Source organism: Halomonas terrestris (assembly GCF_049166755.1).
GTDB lineage: Bacteria > Pseudomonadota > Gammaproteobacteria > Pseudomonadales > Halomonadaceae > Halomonas.
Genome location: NZ_JBMHFZ010000007.1, coordinates 113,719 through 131,806 on the forward strand (window position 1 = coordinate 113,719; position 18,088 = coordinate 131,806).

Genomic DNA, 18,088 nt, shown 5'->3' on the forward strand with positions numbered 1-18,088 from the left:
GAGGGGATGGGGTGTCTCGACCTGGAATCTCGACCGCTTCCACGCGAAGGTCCCTGGCCTTGTACCAGACGGCGGCTTTCATGGTGTCATTTATCTTGTTACCTCAAATGTGATCCTGTCGATGAAGCCAGTCTCGTGCAGCGAGATGGTCTCCGGCCGATCTTCTCGCCTTGGCCTACCGCCACCACGGGCTTGGCGATGTCGGCGCCCCGGATACGGGAAAAGGTCCGGGGCGGCATCCTGGAATGCCGCCGCGGATGGGAGAAGCTCAGAAACGCGGATCCCAGAGCCGGCTGCCGGTCTCGGCCTCATAGCCCATGCCGTGAGGAGAGGTGACCACCTCCAGCTGCATGCCCCAGGGCGCCATGAAGTAGACCCAGCTCAGGCCCTCCACGGGCCCCTCGGTGAAGGTCTTGGGTTCGCCCAGCACTTCCACATCATGCGCTTCCAGGTACGCGACAGCGCTGTCCATGTCGTCCACGTAGAAGGCGATATGGTGGCCGCCGATATCGCTGTTGCGTGGCTGCTCGGTGCGCTGATCGGGGGCGGTGTACTCGAAGATTTCCAGGTTGGTGCCGTTGCCGCAGCGAACCAGGTGGGCGGCGGGGATGGTGGCCTCCTTGTGGACATCGAGGTTCTCGCTCATCCAGTCATCCTCGAAGGGCCCGAAGGGACCGATGGTGAAGAAGGCCTCGCAGCCGATCACCTCGACGAAGAAGTCCACCGCCGCCTGGCGATCGGGCACGGTAAAACCGAAGTGCTGGGTGCCGCGCATGCCGGGCAACTCGGCCTGGACGGCCTGGCTGGCCAGCAGCAGTGCCAGGGAGAGGGGGGCTGAAAGGGAAGCGCGTTTTAAGGAATCGAACATGGCAGGTCTCCATTGCTTTGCATTGTTATTGGTGACGTTTGTCGGTGGCGGATGCCACCGGAATGAATTAGCAATGACCATGCCAATTCATGGCGTCGAGTGGCGCCATGAATGCTTGTGTTTATCAGGAATGACGGGACGATAATGCGCATGACAGTTGTCAATGGTGATGCATCGGTGTGACAGGTGTCACGTTACAGGAGAGCACTGCACTGCTCGGAAGGCATCCGTCAGGAACATGGCGGCTTCTGGAAGCGGCAGTAGAGATACCTCTGCTCCACGCCACCCGGCGTGACGTGCAGTGCCTGGTGGTGCTCGTGCAGGATGAGCGAGGCGCCGAGTGCCTGGTGCAGGCCTTCCGGGGTGTAGCGGACGACGTCGAGGCCGCTGCAGGTCGGTGGCGCCTCGGGGGCAAAGGTGGCGATCACGATATGCCCACCTGTGACCAGGGCTCGCCACAGCCGGTCGACGTAGCGGGCGCGGTCCTCGGCGCTGGTCAGGAAGTGGAAGACGGCCCGGTCGTGCCAGATCGCGTAGTGGTCGTCGGGGAGTATCACGTCGGTGACGTCGCCCTCGAGCCAGCGCACCCGGTCGGCCCGCTCGCCGAGCCTCGCCCGCGATTGTGCCAGGGCGGCCGCGGCGATATCGAGGACGGTGAGATCCTCGAAGCCGGCCTCCAGGAGGTCGTCGACCAGGGTGGCCGCGCCGCCGCCCACGTCGATGATCGGGGCCGTCCGGGAGACCCCGGTGCGCCGTATCAGGGCCAGGGAGCTCCGCAGGCTGGGCTCGTACCAGCCGAGCCGCTCCGACGGCTTGGTCGCATAGAGGCGTTCCCAATGCGGTTTGGTGGTCATCGTACGCTCCGCGCCTCGGTGGTTTCCCCGGCGACTCCCGGGTCCGCCGGCATGGCGAGCCCGAGATTCCCCGCCACCCGATTGTCGCCGCTCGGGCGTGTGCCCGCCAGGGCTGCCCGGTACGCCTCCCTCGAGGGCGGCGCCCCCAAGTGCCACTGCGGGCGAGGGGGCTCGGTGGCGCGGAAGCCCTCACTGGCTGCCGCTCCCGTCCTCGCTCACGGTTGTCGAGCCGCGCGCCGGCAGGCGACGCGAAAACGGGCTGGAGCTGCTAGAACTGAGGGTGAGATATCGTCGGGACCTTCACCGGAACGTCCCGGCGATGTCGTATGGCGGCCGCGGCCGCCACGGTACATGGCTTCCATGCGGGAGGTAATGCCATGAATTCCGCTTCCGAGTACACCTGCGAATACGTCGAGTTCTGGAACGAGACCCTGGCCGAGAAGTTCGACCGCTTCCAGGACATCCTGATGAATGGCCTCAGCTACCACAGCCAGGTCCCCCTCGGGAGACTCGAGGTGGCGCCGGGATCGCGGATCCTCGATGTGGGCTGCGGCTGGGGGGACACGGCCATCGCCCTGGCACGCAAGACCGGATCCGAGGGCGAGGTGCTGGGCATGGATTGCGTCGACCGGTTCCTGGAAGACGCGCGACGACGCGCCGACGTGGCCGGCCTGACCAATGTCCGCTTCGTGGGCGCCGACGTCGAGCGCCACCCCTTCGACCCCGAGTATGACCTGTGCTTCTCGCGGTTCGGCATGATGTTCTTCGAGCATCCGGTCGTCGCCATGCGCAACGTCCACAAGGCGCTCAAGCCCGGCGGCGAGCTGATGTTCATCGTCTGGCGCGACATCGAGGACAACCCCTGGCTGGGCCTTCCCAAGCAGGTGGTGCTGGATTTCCTGCCGCCGCCGGGAGAGGACGCGCGCACCTGTGGGCCGGGGCCTTTCTCGATGTCCAACCCCGACGTGGTCCGCCAGCAGCTCGAGATCGCCGGTTTCGAGGATATCCATTTCGAGCGCAACGACGGGCCGGTCGAGGTCGGCGATTCGGTGGAGAACGCCATGCGTTTCCAGCTTGCCCTGGGCCCGGCGGGGGAGGTGTTCCGCGAGGCCGGCGAGGAGGCCGAGCGCCAGCGCCCCCAGATCGAGGAAGCGCTGCGCAACGCCCTGTCACCCTATGAGCAGGACGGGAAGATCGTCATGGGGTCGAGCTCCTGGACCATCACGGCGCGCCGGCCGGCCGGCTGACGGACCCGGAGCCCGTCGTGGCGCGGTACCGCGCGATCGGCAGGCCGAGACCGCACGGGCGGTGGCAAAGCCGGCAGCAACGCCACGGCAATCGCCAGGATACCGATCATCCCCGATCCTCTTCGCCTTGACTGGCGGGGGAGGCGTCGTCTGTCGTCGAGAGCGGGCGGAAGGTGTCCGCGAAGACCGTGTTCAGGTCGAAGGTCGAACGCTCGCCCAGGGCGTCGAAATGCTGATCCAGCCACTGGTCGGCCCAGACGCGGCCCTGGGCATGCAGGCGGGAGAGGAAGTCCCACTCGGCGTTCATCTTGCTGGAGGCGCTCAGCGCCTCGGCCTCGTGCTCGGCATGGATCAGGTGCAGGCGCATTGCACGGTATCTCTCGAGCTCCAGCCCCTCGGCGTCGATCAGCTGCTGCAGCAGCTGGATGCTGCGCAGCTCCTTGATCAGGCTCGAATTGAAGGTGATCTCGTTGATCCGGTTGATGATCTCCCGGGAGCTGTCGGGCAGCTTGCGACGCACGAGGGGGTTGACCTGGACCACCACCAGGTCACGGCAGCCCTGGTCGTCGACCAGTGGATAGAGCGCAGGGTTGCCGCTGTAGCCGCCGTCCCAGTAGGCCTCGCCATCGATCTCCACCGCCGGGAACATGAAGGGCAGGCAGGCTGACGCCATCACGGTATCGACCGTCAGCTCGGGCTGGCGAAATATCTTGGCCCGACCGGTACGCACGTTGGTGGCGGTGACGAACAGCTTGACCTTTCGGCAGGCGTTGACCCGCTCGAAGTCGACTCGCTCGTGCACCAGGTCACGCAGCGGATTGATGCCGAGGGGGTTGAGCCTGGCCGGTGAGATCAGCTGGGTGAGGCTCTCGAAGAACAGGTAGCTCGGTGAATGGTCCAGGCTGTCGTTGCCCATCAGCCGGTCCCAGGGGCTGCGCTGGATGGGGGAGAAGCGCGCCGCGTCGCTGACTGCCTTCCAGAAGCCGTGCAGGGCGTCGCGGGCGCCGTCGCGGCCGCTCCTGTGCAGCCCGTCGGCCAGCACCACGGCATTCATGGCGCCCGCGCTGGTGCCGCTGATCCCGTCGATCTCCAGGCGCTCCTCCTCCAGCAGGCGGTCCAGCACGCCCCAGGTGAGTGCTCCGTGGGAGCCACCGCCCTGCAGGGCCAGATCGATGCGTTTCCTTTCGCCCTTGGCCATGTTCCCGCCCTCCCCATGCCGTGATGCTGTCACGCAGTCTAGGCCTCCTGCCGGCCACTGTCTGCAGGCGGCCGGGATCGTCGTTCACGGCCGTTCGGCCCTGGCTGGGGTGCGCATGCTTCCCTGGCGTCAGGACGGCGCGATGTTCTGGTTGAGCCGGAACAGGTTGGTCGGGTCATGGCGGCGCTTGATCTCGACGAGCCGGTCGTGGTTCTGCCGGTAGTTGGCGCGCACCCGATCGGCGTCGTCTCCGGACATGAAGTTCACGTAGCCCCCCTCCTCGGAGTAGGGGCGCAGCGCCTCATGGTAGGCGCGCCCCCAGGCCATGTTGTGCTCGCTGTCGGCGGGCTCCGGCCAGCTCGGGCCGATCACCGTCGCGAAGGTCGCGTCCCGGTAGGCGAAGGCCGTGGCGTCGGGCGCGACGCGCTGGCAGGCACCATCGATGGGGAACAGCAGCGTCGCGCTCTGCAGGCACGGCATCCGGGCGCCGAAGTCGAGATGCACGTCGATCGCCTCGTCGCTCAGCTCCCGGGTGAAACAGCCCTTCCAGTAGTGATGGAGGCCGGCGGGCAGCAGCTCGTCGAACAGGGTGTTGATCACGGGGTAGGGCATGCGCTGGACACTCTGGCCGAGGACGGGGCCCAGTCGGTCGAGGCGTTCGCGTACTGCCCGGTCCTCGTCGGCGGGCCCGCTCCAGCAGGTCAGTACCACGATCACCGGCTGGCCGTGCCAGGCTTCGGGGAGGAACGGCAGCGGCGGGCCGAGCGTGATGCCGAGTATCGCCCCGAGTGCCTCGGGGGCCTCGGCGATCCACTCCCGGTAGTGGCGCATGACCTCCGCCTCGAGCGGATAGAAGGTCGGCCCGCCGAGGATGTCGGCCACGTCATGCAGGCGGTACTCGAAGGAGGTGACCACGCCGAAGTTGCCGCCGCCGCCGCGGATGGCCCAGAACAGGTCCGCATGGCGGTTTTCGTCGCAGGTCAGCAGACGGCCCTCGGCCGTGACCAAGTCGGCCGACAGCAGGTTGTCGCAGGAGAGACCGCAGCGCCGGGACAGAAAGCCGAGGCCTCCGCCCAGCGTCAGGCCGGCGATACCGGTCGAGGAGACGATCCCCCCGGTGGTCGCCAGGCCGAAGGCGGCGGTGGCGTGGTTGAGGTCGGCCCAGGTGCAGCCGCCCTCGGCACGGACGCTGTGTGCCTCGGGGTCGACCCGGAGGCCGCGCATTCGCTCGAGGGACAGCACCAGGCCGCCATCGCAGGTCCCGAAGCCGGGTACGCTGTGAGCACCGCCGCGCACGGCAAGGGGAAGGTCGTGCTTCCTGGCGAAGGTCACGCTGGCCATGACGTCCGCGACATCCACGGCCTGCACGATGAGCCTCGGGTGGCGGTCGTGCATCGCGTTGTATACCCGGCGTGCCGATTCGTATCGTGGATCATCGGGCTGGATCAGGTCTCCGTGCAGGCTTGCCGCGAATGCGCGAATCGTGTCCGTGGCCAGGGCGAGGTCCTGGTGAGGTTGCCTGCTGATGTTCGAGACGGCCATCTTGCACCTCCGGTTCATTGCCTTGTCGGATGGTCGCCGGGACTTCCCGGCTCGAGCCCGTCCCCGCCATGGGGGAGGTACTCAAGGGATAGCCGGGGCCCATTCCCGCGGCGTGACAGGAGCGTGACATGACCCTGGCGGCGCCGGGGGCCAAGGCTTACGCTGATGCCAGGAGGTTGGTGACCATGCCCCATCTGCATGTCTCGCTGCTGGGTGAGTTCGCCTGCCATGCGGCCGACGGGACGCCGCTCGTCTTCCCGACCCGCAAGGTCGAGGCGTTGCTCGCCTACCTGGCGGCGAGTCCGTCGCGACGGCACCCGCGAGAGAAGCTGGCCGGGCTGCTGTGGGGCGACATGCCCGAGTCCCGGGCGCGAACCAACCTGCGCCAGGCGCTGTCGCGCCTGCAGCAGGCGCTGCCGGAAAGCGCACGGGGTTGCCTGGCCATCACTCCCCGAGAGGTGGGGCTGCGGGCGAGCATGACCGCGGTGGACCTCGACACCTTCCAGCGACTCGCGGCCGACGGCACCCCGGAGACGCTGGAGCGCGCGCTTGCACTGTATCGCGGACCCTTCCTGGAGGGCATGGCCGATTGCGGAGAGGCGTTCGAGGAGTGGCTGATGGTGCAGCATCGGTGGCTGGACGAGCAGCTGCAGCAGCTGATGCACCGACTGCTCGAACACTATGTGCTCACCGGCGCCATCGACCCCGCCATCCAGCTCGCCCTGCGGTTGCTGGCGCATGATCCCCTGGACGAGGGGGTGCAGCAGACCCTGGTCCGCCTCTACCTCTACCAGGATCGGATAGGAGCGGCGCTCGCGCAGTACCGGCAGTTCCGCGAACGGCTCGCCGATGAACTCGGTATCGACCCGTCACCCGAGACCGAGGGGCTGAAGGCCGAGATCCTGCAGCGGCTGCCGGGCCCCCCGGGCGAGGTGTCATGGGAGAGGGACGACCTGCCGGAGTGCTCCCGCGTGATCGACGCCGCCGCCGAGGCCCGTGCCCGGAGGCGGGCCGAGGTCACCGAGCGTCCCTCCATCGCCGTGCTGGCCTTCATGCCGCTCGAGGATGGCCGTCGCCAGCGTCACCTCGGTGACGGCCTGGCGGAGGACATCGCCACGGAGCTCGGCCGCTTCTGCGAACTCGACGTCATCGCGCCGGCCAGTGCCCTGGCGTACCGGGACTCCCGGGTTCCACCGGCGCGGGTCGGCAGTGAGCTCGGTGTCGATTACCTCCTCGAGGGGCAGCTGCGGCATCGCGGTGACCGGCTCCGGCTCACCGCCCGGCTGCTGTCGACGGCGAGCGCGCGTCAGGTCTGGGCGGAACGCTACGACTGCCTCCTCGATGAGCTCTACGAGGTCCAGGACGACATGGTCTGCCGGATCGTCGGTAGCCTGGTCGGGCGCATCGAGGATGACCGGCTGGCCCTGGCCCACCGCACTCCTCCCTCGAACTGGCAGGCCTATGAGCTCTGGCTGTGTGGCTGGCATGCGCTGCGACAACCCGACCTGCCGGCCATTCGCGAGGCACGCCGCTACTTCCGGCAGGCGCTGGCCAGGGACCCGAACTTCGCCCGGGCCTATGTGGGGCTCGCTCTCGCGCACCTCGACGAGTGGGCCTGTTACTCCTGGAACTACTGGGTGTTCCTGCAGGAGGAGGCACTGGCGCTGGGCCGCAAGGCGGTTGCCCTGGATCCCCGGGATCACCGCGCCCGCTGCATGCTGGGCCTGGCGGAGCTCTACGGCGGGCATTACGAGGCCGCGAATCGGGAGCTGTCACTGGCACTGGAGCTCAATCCCAACGACGCCGACGTGCTGGCCCATGCCTCCTTTGCGCTGGCGCTGATCGGCGAGCCGGAGCGTGGGGTCGAGGCGGCCCGCAAGGCCCTGAGGCTCGCCCCCCATCGGCCTGACTGGTACGCCGGCATGGCCGGCATCGCCTTCTTCAGCGCCCGCCGCTACGAGGAGGCCATCGACACCATGGCGACCAGCCCGCAGGCCTTCTGCAACACCCCGGCGTTCATCGCCGCGTCCCATGCCCATCTCGGGCACCCGGAACAGGGCGCCGGCCACCGGGAAACCGTCTACCGCCACTACCGTTACCAGCTGGCCCGCGGCACCTTCCCCGCGGACACGACCTGCCTCGACTGGCTGACGGCGCTCGATCCCTATCGCCGCCGCGACGACGCGGAGCACTACCTCGCGGGGCTGCGCCGGGCCGGGTTCGAGTAGCCGGCGCGCTGTCCGCCGCGGGCCGATCGGGCCCCGCCGGTCGCTTCAGGGCCGGCAGACGTACCAGTAGTTCTGGAAGTCGTGGTCGAGCTCGTGGACCGCGACATCGGCGAAGCCGGCGGTGTGGAAGTAGTCCAGCGCCTTCTCCCGGCCCCACATAGCGCCGAGTCCCTCGCCGCCGCGCGCCAGCGAGACCGTCATGCAGTGCATGCAGGAAAGGGTGTAGAGCAGCGGCCCGATGGGGTGGTCGCGGTCGTGGTGGTGGTGGCTCGAGCCCTTGATGTCCTGGGCCAGGTAGACGCCGTCGTCGGCCAGGGCGCGACGGATGCCGCGCAGCAGGGCCGGCGGGTCGGCCTGGTCGTGCACGGCGTCGAAGGTGGTGATGAGATCGAAGGCCGCCGGTTCGGCCGTGCGGTCGAAGTCGGTCAGGTCGCGCACGTCGAAGACCACGTTGGTGTTGCCGAGGGCCTCGGCCTCCCGACGCGCCGCGGTAATGGCCGCCTCGGAGAGGTCGTAGCCGGTGAAGCGGCTGTTCGGGAAGCGCTGCGCCAGGGTGTTGAGGGCCCGGCCACGGCCGCAACCGGCGTCGAACACGCGGATCCCCCGCTCCAGGCGTTCGGCCAGCCCCGGCACCAGCGGCAGGATGTGCGACTCCAGCGCCGGCACCACCGACTGGCCGCTGTCCTCGGCCATGATCTCGTGGAAGCGCCCGAAACGCTCGTAGGGCACGCCGCCGCCGTCGCGGAAGCAGCGCACGATGTCGTCCTCCACGGTGCCGAGCAGCGGGATGTACTGGGCGAACACCGCGATGTTGTCGGTCGGCGAGCGCCGGCTCAGGCAGGCGGCGTGCTCCGCGGGCAGCTGGTAGGTGCCGGCGGTCGGGTCGTGCTCGATGAGGTCGCCCACGGTCATGGCGCCCAGCCATTCGCGCACGTAGCGCTCCTGGAGGCCGGCGCGGTCGGCGATCTCGCCGCTGGTGGCCGGGCCCATCCCGGCCAGGGTGTCGAAGAGGCCGGTGCGATGGCCGAGCGATGTCATCAGGCACAGGGCCCCGTTGTTGAGGATCTCGACGAGCCGCTCGGCGAAGGCCTCGGCGCGTCGCTCGTTGAAGGCGGCCTCGGCGGGGGCCGTCGCGCGTGATGCAGTCATGGTCCTTCCCCCTGTGGTGGTAGGTTCTGGCCGGGATGCCCGGCGTCACTACAAGGGTGGTCGCGCTCGGGGGGCGCGACCAGTGAACCCGTGGTCGGGTTCTCGTGGCATCGCCGGAGTCGTCTACAATCAGCCATATACGCAGCGTGGTCCCGGGCCGCGGCATGGCCCCGGCCGGGGTGGGGCCGACCAACTGGACCTCCGGTACGGTAGCGGCGGGAGATGACCATGGGCAGGGGCGAAGCGACCCGCGAACGGATCCTGGCGATCACGGAAGCGGCGGTACTGGCGAAGGGCTTCGGCGCCACCTCCATCGAGGAGGTGATCGCCGAGGCCGGGCTCACCAAGAGCGGCTTCTTCTACCACTTCCGCGACAAGAACGAGCTGGCGCGGGCGCTGCTCCAGCGCTACATGGAACGCGAGGATGTCCTGCTCGACGATGTCTTCGACCGCGGCCGCGAACTGGCCGGCGATCCGCTGTACGGCTTCCTGGCCGGCCTGAAGCTCCTGGCAGAGACGATGAGCGACCTGCCCGGCGACTATCCGGGCTGCCTCGTCGCCACCTACTGCTACCAGGAGCGTCTCTTCGATCGCGGCGTGCGCGAGCTCAACCGCCGCATCGTGTTGCACTGGCGGGCACGCTTCAGCGCCATCCTGGCCGAGGTCGTCGAGCAGCATCCGCCGCGGGAACCGGTGGACGCCGAGGCCCTGGCCGACATGGTGTCGACGGTCATCGAGGGCGGCCTGGTGCTCGGCCGCGCCACCGGGGATCCGCGGATCCTCCCCACCCAGTTGATGCTGTTGCGTCGCTATGTCCAGCTGCTGTTCGAGCCGAGCAGCGAGGCGCTGCAGTGAGGGGCGGGTGTTGCCCGCGGCGGCGCCCTCAGCCCAGCGCCTCCGCTACGGCCTCGATGGCCTGCGGGTCGACAGCGCTCGTCGGTGCGACGCACCAGGCGTCGTGCACCAGGGCGGTGAGCGTCGCGATCCCCCCCTCGGCGACCGGCAGGTGCCCGGAGAGCACCGTCGCCGGCGCCAGGCGCTCGAGGGCGGTGAGGGCGCGGCCCAGGGCGGCGCGGTCGGCCGTCGCCAGCCAGGGCGCGTCGATCGTCGACCAGGTCACCAGGCCGTCGCGCAGGGTGCTCGACTCGATCTCCGCCACGCTCTCGGCCGGCGACGGGAGCAGGGCACCGAAGCTGTCGGCGGCGAACAGGGCGCGCGAGCGGGTGTCGAGGAAGCCCAGGGTCTCCGGCGCGTCGTAGTAGGGCGGGCGCAGCGGCACCAGTTCGCGGTCGCCGAGCGCCAGGCGATCGCCGGGCTCGAGCAAGTGGACGCGGCCGGTGTCGAGGCCGAGCAGGCCCATCTTGCCCATGCCCAGGAAATTGGTGACCACCTGGGCCCGGGGAGCGCGCGCCAGCAACCGGCTGAGGTTGCCGATATGGTCGGCATCGGTGTGACTCAGCCAGATCCAGCGCAGGTCGGCGAGGTCGATCTCGGCCTCCAGCGCTGCGACGAAGGCGTCGCCGAGGGCGGCCAGGCCGGTGTCGACCAGCACCGGCTCGCGGCCCTTGTGCAGGAAGGCGTTGATGGCGAGTCCGCCCATGCCCGGCAGGGGCAGGAAGGCGGGCAGCACCCGCCAGTCGCTTCCGGCATCCCGGGTCGGCAGCATCAGGGGATAGTGGTTGGTTGTCATTGGGGACTCCACTCTCGTTCATGGGACGATCTTGTTTTGGGTGAACAGGCGTGTTCACAAATGAAGTGATAGGCCCGCCATCGGTCCTTGTCAAGAATTGAGTGAACAGGTATGTTCAACCAATGACCAGGACACGCCGTTACACCCAGCGCAAGCGTGCGGCCGCCCGGGAGGGGACCCGCGAACGCATCGTCGAGGCGACGATGCAGCTCCACGAGGAGGTCGGGCCGCGCGCCACCAACATCAGCGCCATCGCCCGGCGGGCCGGCGTGCAGCGCCTGACCGTCTACCGCCACTTCCCCGACGAGACGGCGGTCTTCGAGGCCTGCACCTCGCGGTGGCTGGAACTGCACCCGCCGCCGGAGCCCGCCGCCTGGGCTTGCTGCGAGGCGGGCCCGGCGCGCGTGCATGCCGCCCTGCTGGCCTTCTACCGCTACTACCGCGATACCCGACGCATGTGGCGTGCGGCCCTCCGCGACGAGCCGGAGGTGCCGGCGCTGCAGGGGCCGATGGCACGATTCCGCGACCATCTGCGCGGGGTCGGCGAGGCGTTGTGCGAGGGTTTCGGGAAGGATCGCAATCCGCGCCTGGCGATCACGCTCCAGCACGGCCTGGCGTTCACCACCTGGGCCTCGCTGGAGGCCCAGGGGATCGACGACGTGGCCAAGGCCGAGCTGGTGGTGGCGTGGCTGGAGGGGCTCGTCGGCTGAACGCCCCCGGCATGGGCGCCAACCCGGGAGACACGCCCGTCGCTGGTGCGGCACCCTGCCGGGCAGGCGTCGCGCCTCAGCCGGAGAGCATGGCGCCCGGGTGCCGTTCGACGCGGGCCGAGCGGTGGCCATGGGCCAGCCATCCGGCCAGGTGGGCGCTGAGCTCCCGGGCGTCGTCGGCGGCGCCGTAGAGGCTGGCCGACTTGCGTCGGCGCAGGAAGGGCAGGCCCAGGACGTAGAGCCCCGGGGCCGCGACGACCCCGCCGTGGTGCCTGAGGCGCCCCCGGGCATCGAACACCGGGACCCGCAGCCAGGAGAAGTCGGGCCGGAAGCCGGTGGCCCAGAGCACCGTCTTGATCTCGCCGGCGGCCAGGTCGAGGCCCAGGCAGGGCCGCGCCGGCAGCCGGGTGGGCGCCGGGCGCTCGGGGGCCGGCAGGGCGTCGTGCCAGCCGTTGGCCAGCGCCCAGGCGTCCAGGTTGTCGAGCAGCCGACCCAGCTTGAGGTCAGCCGAGGCGCAGTGCATGGCCAGGGAGCCGGCGAACTGCAGTCGGTTGCCGGCAATCCCCGCCAGGCGCCCGACCCGGCGCACGCCGCGCTCGCCCAGGGCGTTGAGATCCAGGTCGCGCGGGTCGGGGCCGCCCACCAGCTGGGGCGAGGGGGTACGCCGCGCCCGATTGATGTCCTCCACCTCGTCGAAACGCTGGTCGAGCAGGCCGGCGGCATCCAGCCACCACTCGATGTCGCGACCGCGGTAGCGCCGCGGCAGGCGCAGGTGCTCGCCCACCGCCAGGGTCACTGGCCGGCCGCTGCGCTGGAGCTCGTCGGCCAGCTGCACGCCGCTGGCCGAGGCGCCCACCACCAGCACCCCGCCCGGCGGGAGCTGGTCCGGGCGACGATACTCCCGCGGAGTCAGGCTGGTGATCCAGGGGGGCAGGGCCTCGGCCAGGGTGGGCACCGCCGGCACCTGGCAGGCGCCGGTGGCCATCACCACCGACCGGCAGCGCCAGATGCCGCGGTTGGTGATGACCTGGTAGCCGTCGTGGGTGGCCTCCACCCACTGCACCCGGGTGCCGGTGTGGATCGGTGAGGCGAGCCGCCGGGCGTAGTCGTCGAGGAAGGCGATCAGCTCCGGCATGCTCATGTAGCCGTCGGGATCGGGGCCCGCGTAGGCCTGCCCGGGTAGCCGGCACTCCCAGTTGGGGGTGAGCAGGTGCAGCGAGTCCCAGCGCTCCCGGCGCCAGGCGTTGGCCACCTCGCCGCGCTCCAGGATCACATGGTCGATACCGCGCCGCGCCAGGTGGTGGCCCATGGCGAGCCCGGCGTGTCCCGCGCCGATGACCAGGACGGTCACGGCGCGGGCCGGGCAGTGTCGCGGCGGGTGAAGGCCGTTGCTCATTTCACGCGCACCGAGACCTGGGTGGGATTGGTCAGCAGGTCGTAGACCGCCGAGCGCTTCTGCGACTGGGCCACCAGCGCCTCGATCTCCTCCCGGCTGGCGTCGGCGTCGATCTCGAAGGACACCCGCACGTCGTCGAAGCCGTTGCGCACGTCGCTGTCCATGCCCAGGATGCCCTGGATGTCCATGTCGCCCTCCAGCCTGGCCGTGACCGAGTGGAGCTGGATGCCGCGGTTCTGTGCGACGGCGGCGATGCCGGCGGTCAGGCAGCTGGCGAGTCCCACCAGCACGTACTCCACCGGGGTGGGGCCGTGATCCTCGGAGGCGAAGACCTCGGGGTGGTCCGCGTCGAAGGTGGAGCGGCTCCTGTGGCGCTGCTCCTCGCCGAGGCCATGGAATCCCTCGATGGTGGCTCGGCTATGGGTGCCGTTGACCCAGTCGCAGCGGGTCCGCCAGGTGAAGCGGGCGGCCTCGGGGGCCTGGGCCAGGGCCTCGCGGGCACCCAGCAGGGCGGTGACGTTGACGCCGTTGTCGATGGTGGGGGTGGCGGTCTGCATGGTCGTCTCTCCTCGGGATGTTGTGGTTGTCTGACCGTCAGCGGTCGAGCACGAGATTGCGCGGGCCGCGTGGGACCCAGCGTGGGAGAGGACGTGGTTTTTTCAGCTGCCAGGGTGGTAGCGAGCGTGGTCGGGGGGGAGAATCGGCTGGCAGCTCCAGGCACGCTCCAGCGGCATGCCGGCCTGGCGCTGGGCGAGGCGTACCGACTCGGCGTCCGGGGCATGGTAGAGGCAGATCATCCGCCTGCCGTCCTGCGAGAAGAAGGTGCGCACGAAGCGGACCCGGTGATTCTGCAGGCAGGCCGAGCCGGCATCCTCCAGGCGCTGGATCGCCTCGAGGGCCACCGGTTGGGTGAAGCTGCGCTCCACCAGCACGTTGGCACGCAGCGGGTCCGCCGCCTCCAGGCCCGGGGCGTCATGCACCGTACCGGTCCACAGGGAGCGGATGTCCGCCCCCGCCCGGCGCAGCCCGGTGCGCGCGGCCTCGGCATCCGGCGCGCGGAAGTGGCACACCAGCCGGTGGCCGTCCTTCGCCAGCAGGCTGCCCTGCCAGGTGACCCGGTGCCGGTCGAAGCACGCCTGTGCCCCCGTCGTCAGTGCCATCACCAGCTCCGGCTCGACGGGGTCCGCGAGGTAACGCTCGAGCATGACGTCGATCACGACTCTTCCTCCGCTTCCCTGTCGTCCAGCAGGTCGGCGGCCCGCTGCCAGGCCCAGCGGGCCACCGGGGCCTGTTCCAGCGCGGCCACCGCGGCCGCATGATACTGATGGGCGGCCGCGTCGCCCGTGACCCGATGCGCCTGGGCGAGCACATGGTGGGCCAGCAGCTGCCCGGTGGCCCGCTCCAGGGCCTGGGCATGCGCCAGGGCCTCCCGGGCGTGCGTGATGGCCGCAGCCGGGCGGTTGCGCTGGAGGTCCAGGCGTGCGGCCCGGTTGAGCATCCAGGAGAGCCGGTGCTTGGCGTCGGCGGCACGCAGGGGATCGAGGGCCTCGGCGAGCAGCGTGGCGTCGTCCGTCAGGGCATAGTGGCAGAGCCCCCGGGCGGCGAGGGCGAACGGGGCCTCGCTGCCGTCACGCAGCTTGCCACCGAGCTCGACCAGCAGCCGGCAACGCGACTGCGCGGCGTCGAACCGGTCGTGTTCGACATCCATCATCATCAGGTACTCGTTGGCCTGGAACTCGCCGAGGCGGTCGCCGCTGGCCTTGCACAGGGTGCGGGCCTCCTTGAAGCGGGCGTCGGCCTCGTCGACCCGGTTGCCGTGCCATGCCAGGAGGCCCTGTGCCATGGGCAGGGCAGGGTGGCTCAGCCGGCGCTGGGCGGCCAGGGCCCAGGCATCGGCCAGCATCTCGCGGGCCTGTTCGAGGTCGCGTTCCAGCATGGCCAGGCACTTGGCCGTCTCCGCCATGGCGACGATCTGCTCGCTGTCGTCCGCACTGCGCGTCACGCGTTCGGACTGCAGCGCCTCTTCCCGGGCATCCGCCCACTGGCCGTGGGCCCAGCGCACGTGACTGGCCAGGTGATAGCCGAGCCTGGCGTGGGCGAGGGCACCGTGCTCCAGCGCCTGCTCGGCCAGCGTCACCAGTTCCCCGGCGGTGGCTTCCCAGTCCTCGAGTGGAGCGGCGCTGAGCATCACCTCGCGCAGTTCCAGCATCAGGCAGATGCGCCTGGCCCCGGAGAGTCTCTCGGCCATGGCGCTCCCCTTGTAGGCGAGACGCAGGGCCTCCTCGTTGGCGAAGAAGCGCAGGCACAGCCTTCCGGCGGTGACCATGGCCCGGGTTGCCAGATAGGGGTCGCCGCTGAGCTGTGCATGGTGTGCCAGGTCGGCGGCGTGCTCGAGGTCGAGGGCCTTGTCCCGGGCCAGCAGCTCGGCGACATGACGGTGCATGAGCTGGCGTCGGGCCGGCGAGATCCCGTCGTGGACGCGACGGGCGATCCGCTCGTCGCAAAAGCCCAGGCCCCGTTCACCGGCGTGGAGCAGCTGGAGGCGTTCGGCCGCCTCCAGGGCCTCGCCGATACGGCCGGCGTCCAGGTCGGTGACCCGGCCGAGCAGGCCCGGATCGAGGCGGGGGGTGAGCACCGAGGCCCAGTGCAGCACCTCCCGGGCCGTCGGCGTGAGCCGGGCCAACGAGGCATCCACTCGCTCCTCGAACCCCATGCCGCCCGCGGGGGGCGATGCGGCGTCGTCGGGGGGCGACGGCGGGGCAACGGCGCGCGCCGGCGCGCGCCGGCGCGCGCCGGCGCGCCCGTGCCGCGCCGGGCTCGCAGCAGGGCACCGCTGCTCGCGAGTCCCGCTTCCCGGAGCAGTCGCATGCCCAGCTGGAGCTGCTGCTCCGCCTCCCTGGGTCGATTGAGGCTCAGCAGCAGTCGGATCAGTCGTGCCCGTGCAGCCTCGTCGAAGGGGGCGAGCCGCACCAGGGCATGAGCGTGGGGCAGGGCCCTGGCGGGGTCCTCCTCCAGGCGTTCGACGAGGGTCGTGAGCAGGGTGATCTGGGCGCGCAGGGCTGCTTCGCGCTCGGCCAGGCACCAGCCGTGGAAGTCATGGAAGTTCGCCAGGTCGAGCCCCTCGAGGAAGGGGCCGCGGTACCGGGAGGCGACCTCCTCGAACGCCTCGATACCCGCCTGTTCCGGGCCCCGGGCGAGCACGGCATGCAGGGCGATGACGTCGACATCGAGATCGGAGGTGTCGAGCCCCGCGCTGAGCCGGTCGGCAACGATGCGGGGCCTGCCCGGGGCGTCCACCAGGCGACGCAGCTTCGACAGGCTCCAGCGCAGCGAGCCACGGGGGTCGTCGGGCAGTTCCCAGAGCAGGTCACAGAGGTGCTCGCGACTGAGGGTGCGGGGGTGCAGGGCCAGGTAGGCGAGGAGTGCGCGGGTCTTCTTCGAGGGAGGGAGAGGCAAAGGCCGGCCATCTCGAACCACTTCGAGATCACCAAGCAAGTTCAGGGTCAGCGTGTTCATCTCCCACCCCGGTGAGATATTCCCTCAATTATAGCCTGCCCTTGCGAGTCGGCCTCGGGACAAGTTGGCCGATGCCTTGCCGGGACCGGCGCGGGTTTCCACGCAGGCAGGCAGAAAAACCACGCTGACTTCCACGCCTGCTCCCCCGGAGGCGGTCGATGCTGTGCCTCGCACGATAACCCGAGGAGATGGCGCATGGCCCGTTACGACAGCATCCTGGACACCATCGGCCGCACCCCGCTGGTGCGCCTCGCCCGGCTCGCCCCGCCGGACGTCAACCTGCACGTGAAGGTGGAGGCCTTCAATCCCATGGGCTCGGTGAAGGACCGCATGGCGCTGGCGGTGATCGAGGCCGCCGAGCGCAGCGGCGCGCTGCGCCCCGGCCAGACGGTGATCGAGGCCACCAGCGGCAATACCGGCATCGGCCTGGCCATGGTGTGCGCCCGCAAGGGCTATCCGCTGGTGGTGACCATGGCCGAGAGCTTCAGCCTGGAGCGGCGCCGGCTGCTGCGCTTCCTGGGCGCCCGGGTGGTGCTGACCCCGGCCGCCGAGAAGGGCAGCGGCATGCTGGCCAAGGCGATCGAGCTGGCCGAGACCCACGGCTACTTCCTGTGTCGCCAGTTCGAGAACGAGGCCAATGCCGAGGTACACAGCCGCACCACGGCCCGGGAGATCCTCGACGACGTCGGCGACGAGCCGCTCCACGCCTGGGTGACCGGCTTCGGCACCGGCGGCACCCTCAAGGGCGTGTCGCGGGTGCTCAAGGCGGCCGATCCGCGCACCCGGGTGGTGGTGGCCGAGCCGGACAATGCCCCGCTGCTGGGCAGCGGCCAGGCCCAGCCGCCAGGGGCGAGCCACCCCTGCTTCCGGCCCCACCTGATGCAGGGCTGGAGCCCCGACTTCATCTCCCCGCTCACCCAGCAGGCGCTGGCCGAGGGGTTGGCGGACGAGGTGGTGCCGGTGGCCGGCGAGGCGGCGCTGCGCCTGGCCCGTGACCTGGCCCGCAAGGAGGGGATCTTCGCCGGCATCTCCGGCGGCGCCACCCTGGCCGCGGCCCTGGCGGTGGCGCGCCGCGCGCCCCCCGGCAGCCATGTCGTCTGCATGCTGCCCGACACCGGCGAGCGCTATCAGTCCACCCCGCTCTTCGCTGGCATCGAGGACGAGATGAACGAGGAGGAGCTGGCCCTGTCGCGCTCCACGCCGGGCTATCGCTTCGATCTCCCCGCCGCCGTGCCGGCACCTGCCTCCACGGTGGCCGAGCCAGTGGCGACCCTGGATGCCGAGGCCGAGCGCTTCGTCGACGACACCCTGGCTCGGGCACGGGTGGTGATGTTCGCCCTGGCGTGGTGCGAGTTCTGCTGGGCGGCACGCAAGCTCTTCGACCGGCTCGGCATCCCCTACCTGACCGTTGAACTCGATGGGCCGGCCTGTCAGGGCGACGACCTGGGGGGGCGGCTGCGCCCGGTACTGGCCCGGCGCACCGGGGCCGCCACCATCCCGCAGATCGCCATCGGCGGCGAGTGGCTGGGCGGTTGCGGGGAGCTGTTCGCAGCCTGGCGCGACGGCAGCCTGGGCGAGCGGCTGGCCGCCTGTGGCATCGCTTATGATGCCGAAGCGGAGATCGACCCCGAGCGCCTGCTGCCGGCCTGGCTGCATCCCCGCCACGCCACGGCTTGACCGTCCCTCACCT

The 18,088-nt window shown here is 70.2% G+C and carries 15 protein-coding genes and 1 pseudogene; 5 read left to right on the top strand and 11 right to left on the bottom strand.

All coding sequences use genetic code 11. The features are described 5' to 3' along the window. Positions 1 to 268: 268 nt before the first annotated feature. Positions 269 to 868 (bottom strand): VOC family protein, encoded by a 600-nt coding sequence (locus tag ACOMD9_RS09095; RefSeq protein ID WP_421413962.1) that lies wholly within the window; start codon positions 866 to 868, stop codon positions 269 to 271. Between the two features lie 230 nt (positions 869 to 1,098). Beyond that, positions 1,099 to 1,722 carry a class I SAM-dependent methyltransferase gene (locus tag ACOMD9_RS09100; RefSeq protein WP_421413964.1) on the bottom strand — a complete coding sequence of 208 codons (624 nt, stop codon included), beginning with the start codon at positions 1,720 to 1,722 and terminating at the stop codon, positions 1,099 to 1,101. 377 nt (positions 1,723 to 2,099) lie between these two features. Between ACOMD9_RS09100 and ACOMD9_RS09105 the strand changes: the two genes are divergently transcribed. Continuing rightward, positions 2,100 to 2,969 (top strand): class I SAM-dependent methyltransferase, encoded by an 870-nt coding sequence (locus tag ACOMD9_RS09105; RefSeq protein WP_421413967.1) that lies wholly within the window; start codon positions 2,100 to 2,102, stop codon positions 2,967 to 2,969. A gap of 106 nt (positions 2,970 to 3,075) precedes the next feature. Here ACOMD9_RS09105 and ACOMD9_RS09110 read toward each other — a convergent pair whose 3' ends face one another. Both ACOMD9_RS09110 and ACOMD9_RS09115 read right to left on the bottom strand, forming a co-directional pair. Further along, on the bottom strand, positions 3,076 to 4,167 hold the full coding sequence (locus tag ACOMD9_RS09110; RefSeq protein ID WP_421413969.1) for a patatin-like phospholipase family protein: 1,092 nt from the start codon (positions 4,165 to 4,167) through the stop codon (positions 3,076 to 3,078). 129 nt (positions 4,168 to 4,296) lie between these two features. Continuing rightward, complete coding sequence (locus tag ACOMD9_RS09115; protein WP_421413972.1) at positions 4,297 to 5,562, bottom strand: FAD-binding oxidoreductase; 1,266 nt, start codon at positions 5,560 to 5,562, stop codon at positions 4,297 to 4,299. 332 nt (positions 5,563 to 5,894) lie between these two features. Here ACOMD9_RS09115 and ACOMD9_RS09120 point away from each other — a divergent pair, with 332 nt between their 5' ends. Next, complete coding sequence (locus tag ACOMD9_RS09120; RefSeq protein WP_421413974.1) at positions 5,895 to 7,937, top strand: BTAD domain-containing putative transcriptional regulator; 2,043 nt, start codon at positions 5,895 to 5,897, stop codon at positions 7,935 to 7,937. A 45-nt stretch (positions 7,938 to 7,982) separates the two neighbouring features. Here the strand turns inward: ACOMD9_RS09120 and ACOMD9_RS09125 are convergent, their stop codons facing one another. Further along, entirely contained in the window at positions 7,983 to 9,086 is a 1,104-nt protein-coding gene (locus ACOMD9_RS09125) for a class I SAM-dependent methyltransferase (RefSeq protein ID WP_421413976.1), read from the bottom strand. A gap of 228 nt (positions 9,087 to 9,314) precedes the next feature. Between ACOMD9_RS09125 and ACOMD9_RS09130 the strand changes: the two genes are divergently transcribed. Further along, positions 9,315 to 9,941: a TetR/AcrR family transcriptional regulator gene (locus ACOMD9_RS09130; RefSeq protein WP_421413979.1), complete on the top strand. Its 627-nt coding sequence runs from the start codon at positions 9,315 to 9,317 to the stop codon at positions 9,939 to 9,941. A gap of 28 nt (positions 9,942 to 9,969) precedes the next feature. Here ACOMD9_RS09130 and ACOMD9_RS09135 read toward each other — a convergent pair whose 3' ends face one another. Then, entirely contained in the window at positions 9,970 to 10,776 is an 807-nt protein-coding gene (locus ACOMD9_RS09135; protein WP_421413981.1) for an oxygen-binding di-iron domain-containing protein, read from the bottom strand. 122 nt (positions 10,777 to 10,898) lie between these two features. Between ACOMD9_RS09135 and ACOMD9_RS09140 the strand changes: the two genes are divergently transcribed. Then, positions 10,899 to 11,486, top strand: a complete 588-nt coding sequence (locus tag ACOMD9_RS09140; protein ID WP_421413983.1) for a TetR/AcrR family transcriptional regulator — start codon at positions 10,899 to 10,901, stop codon at positions 11,484 to 11,486. A 76-nt stretch (positions 11,487 to 11,562) separates the two neighbouring features. Here the strand turns inward: ACOMD9_RS09140 and ACOMD9_RS09145 are convergent, their stop codons facing one another. The 5 genes and pseudogenes from ACOMD9_RS09145 to ACOMD9_RS09165 all read right to left on the bottom strand — a co-directional run. Further along, positions 11,563 to 12,882 carry an NAD(P)-binding domain-containing protein gene (locus ACOMD9_RS09145; protein WP_421413985.1) on the bottom strand — a complete coding sequence of 440 codons (1,320 nt, stop codon included), beginning with the start codon at positions 12,880 to 12,882 and terminating at the stop codon, positions 11,563 to 11,565. Further along, positions 12,879 to 13,439: an OsmC family protein gene (locus ACOMD9_RS09150; protein WP_421413987.1), complete on the bottom strand. Its 561-nt coding sequence runs from the start codon at positions 13,437 to 13,439 to the stop codon at positions 12,879 to 12,881. The genes ACOMD9_RS09145 and ACOMD9_RS09150 overlap by 4 nt, the downstream gene beginning before the upstream one ends. Before the next feature lie 102 nt (positions 13,440 to 13,541). Next, positions 13,542 to 14,099: a nickel-binding protein gene (locus ACOMD9_RS09155; protein ID WP_421413989.1), complete on the bottom strand. Its 558-nt coding sequence runs from the start codon at positions 14,097 to 14,099 to the stop codon at positions 13,542 to 13,544. Further along, complete coding sequence (locus tag ACOMD9_RS09160) at positions 14,096 to 15,577, bottom strand: ATP-binding protein (protein WP_421414135.1); 1,482 nt, start codon at positions 15,575 to 15,577, stop codon at positions 14,096 to 14,098. The genes ACOMD9_RS09155 and ACOMD9_RS09160 overlap by 4 nt, the downstream gene beginning before the upstream one ends. A gap of 188 nt (positions 15,578 to 15,765) precedes the next feature. Next, a pseudogene (locus tag ACOMD9_RS09165) lies at positions 15,766 to 16,398 on the bottom strand (AfsR/SARP family transcriptional regulator); the annotation flags it as partial. 195 nt (positions 16,399 to 16,593) lie between these two features. Between ACOMD9_RS09165 and ACOMD9_RS09170 the strand changes: the two are divergent. Continuing rightward, positions 16,594 to 18,075, top strand: coding sequence for a pyridoxal-phosphate dependent enzyme (locus tag ACOMD9_RS09170; RefSeq protein WP_421413992.1), 1,482 nt, complete (start codon positions 16,594 to 16,596; stop codon positions 18,073 to 18,075). Positions 18,076 to 18,088 lie beyond the last annotated feature (13 nt).

What these genes read in the sequence shown, in the direction of transcription:
- ACOMD9_RS09145 (WP_421413985.1), bottom strand. Translation starts at nt 12,882, where the DNA reads ATGAGCAACGGCCTTCACCCGCCGCGACACTGCCCGGCCCGCGCCGTG.
- ACOMD9_RS09150 (WP_421413987.1), bottom strand. Translation starts at nt 13,439, where the DNA reads ATGCAGACCGCCACCCCCACCATCGACAACGGCGTCAACGTCACCGCC.
- ACOMD9_RS09170 (WP_421413992.1), top strand. Translation starts at nt 16,594, where the DNA reads ATGGCCCGTTACGACAGCATCCTGGACACCATCGGCCGCACCCCGCTG.
- ACOMD9_RS09130 (WP_421413979.1), top strand. Translation starts at nt 9,315, where the DNA reads ATGGGCAGGGGCGAAGCGACCCGCGAACGGATCCTGGCGATCACGGAA.
- ACOMD9_RS09110 (WP_421413969.1), bottom strand. Translation starts at nt 4,167, where the DNA reads ATGGCCAAGGGCGAAAGGAAACGCATCGATCTGGCCCTGCAGGGCGGT.
- ACOMD9_RS09105 (WP_421413967.1), top strand. Translation starts at nt 2,100, where the DNA reads ATGAATTCCGCTTCCGAGTACACCTGCGAATACGTCGAGTTCTGGAAC.
- ACOMD9_RS09120 (WP_421413974.1), top strand. Translation starts at nt 5,895, where the DNA reads ATGCCCCATCTGCATGTCTCGCTGCTGGGTGAGTTCGCCTGCCATGCG.
- ACOMD9_RS09115 (WP_421413972.1), bottom strand. Translation starts at nt 5,562, where the DNA reads ATGCACGACCGCCACCCGAGGCTCATCGTGCAGGCCGTGGATGTCGCG.
- ACOMD9_RS09125 (WP_421413976.1), bottom strand. Translation starts at nt 9,086, where the DNA reads ATGACTGCATCACGCGCGACGGCCCCCGCCGAGGCCGCCTTCAACGAG.
- ACOMD9_RS09140 (WP_421413983.1), top strand. Translation starts at nt 10,899, where the DNA reads ATGACCAGGACACGCCGTTACACCCAGCGCAAGCGTGCGGCCGCCCGG.
- ACOMD9_RS09100 (WP_421413964.1), bottom strand. Translation starts at nt 1,722, where the DNA reads ATGACCACCAAACCGCATTGGGAACGCCTCTATGCGACCAAGCCGTCG.
- ACOMD9_RS09095 (WP_421413962.1), bottom strand. Translation starts at nt 868, where the DNA reads ATGTTCGATTCCTTAAAACGCGCTTCCCTTTCAGCCCCCCTCTCCCTG.
- ACOMD9_RS09135 (WP_421413981.1), bottom strand. Translation starts at nt 10,776, where the DNA reads ATGACAACCAACCACTATCCCCTGATGCTGCCGACCCGGGATGCCGGA.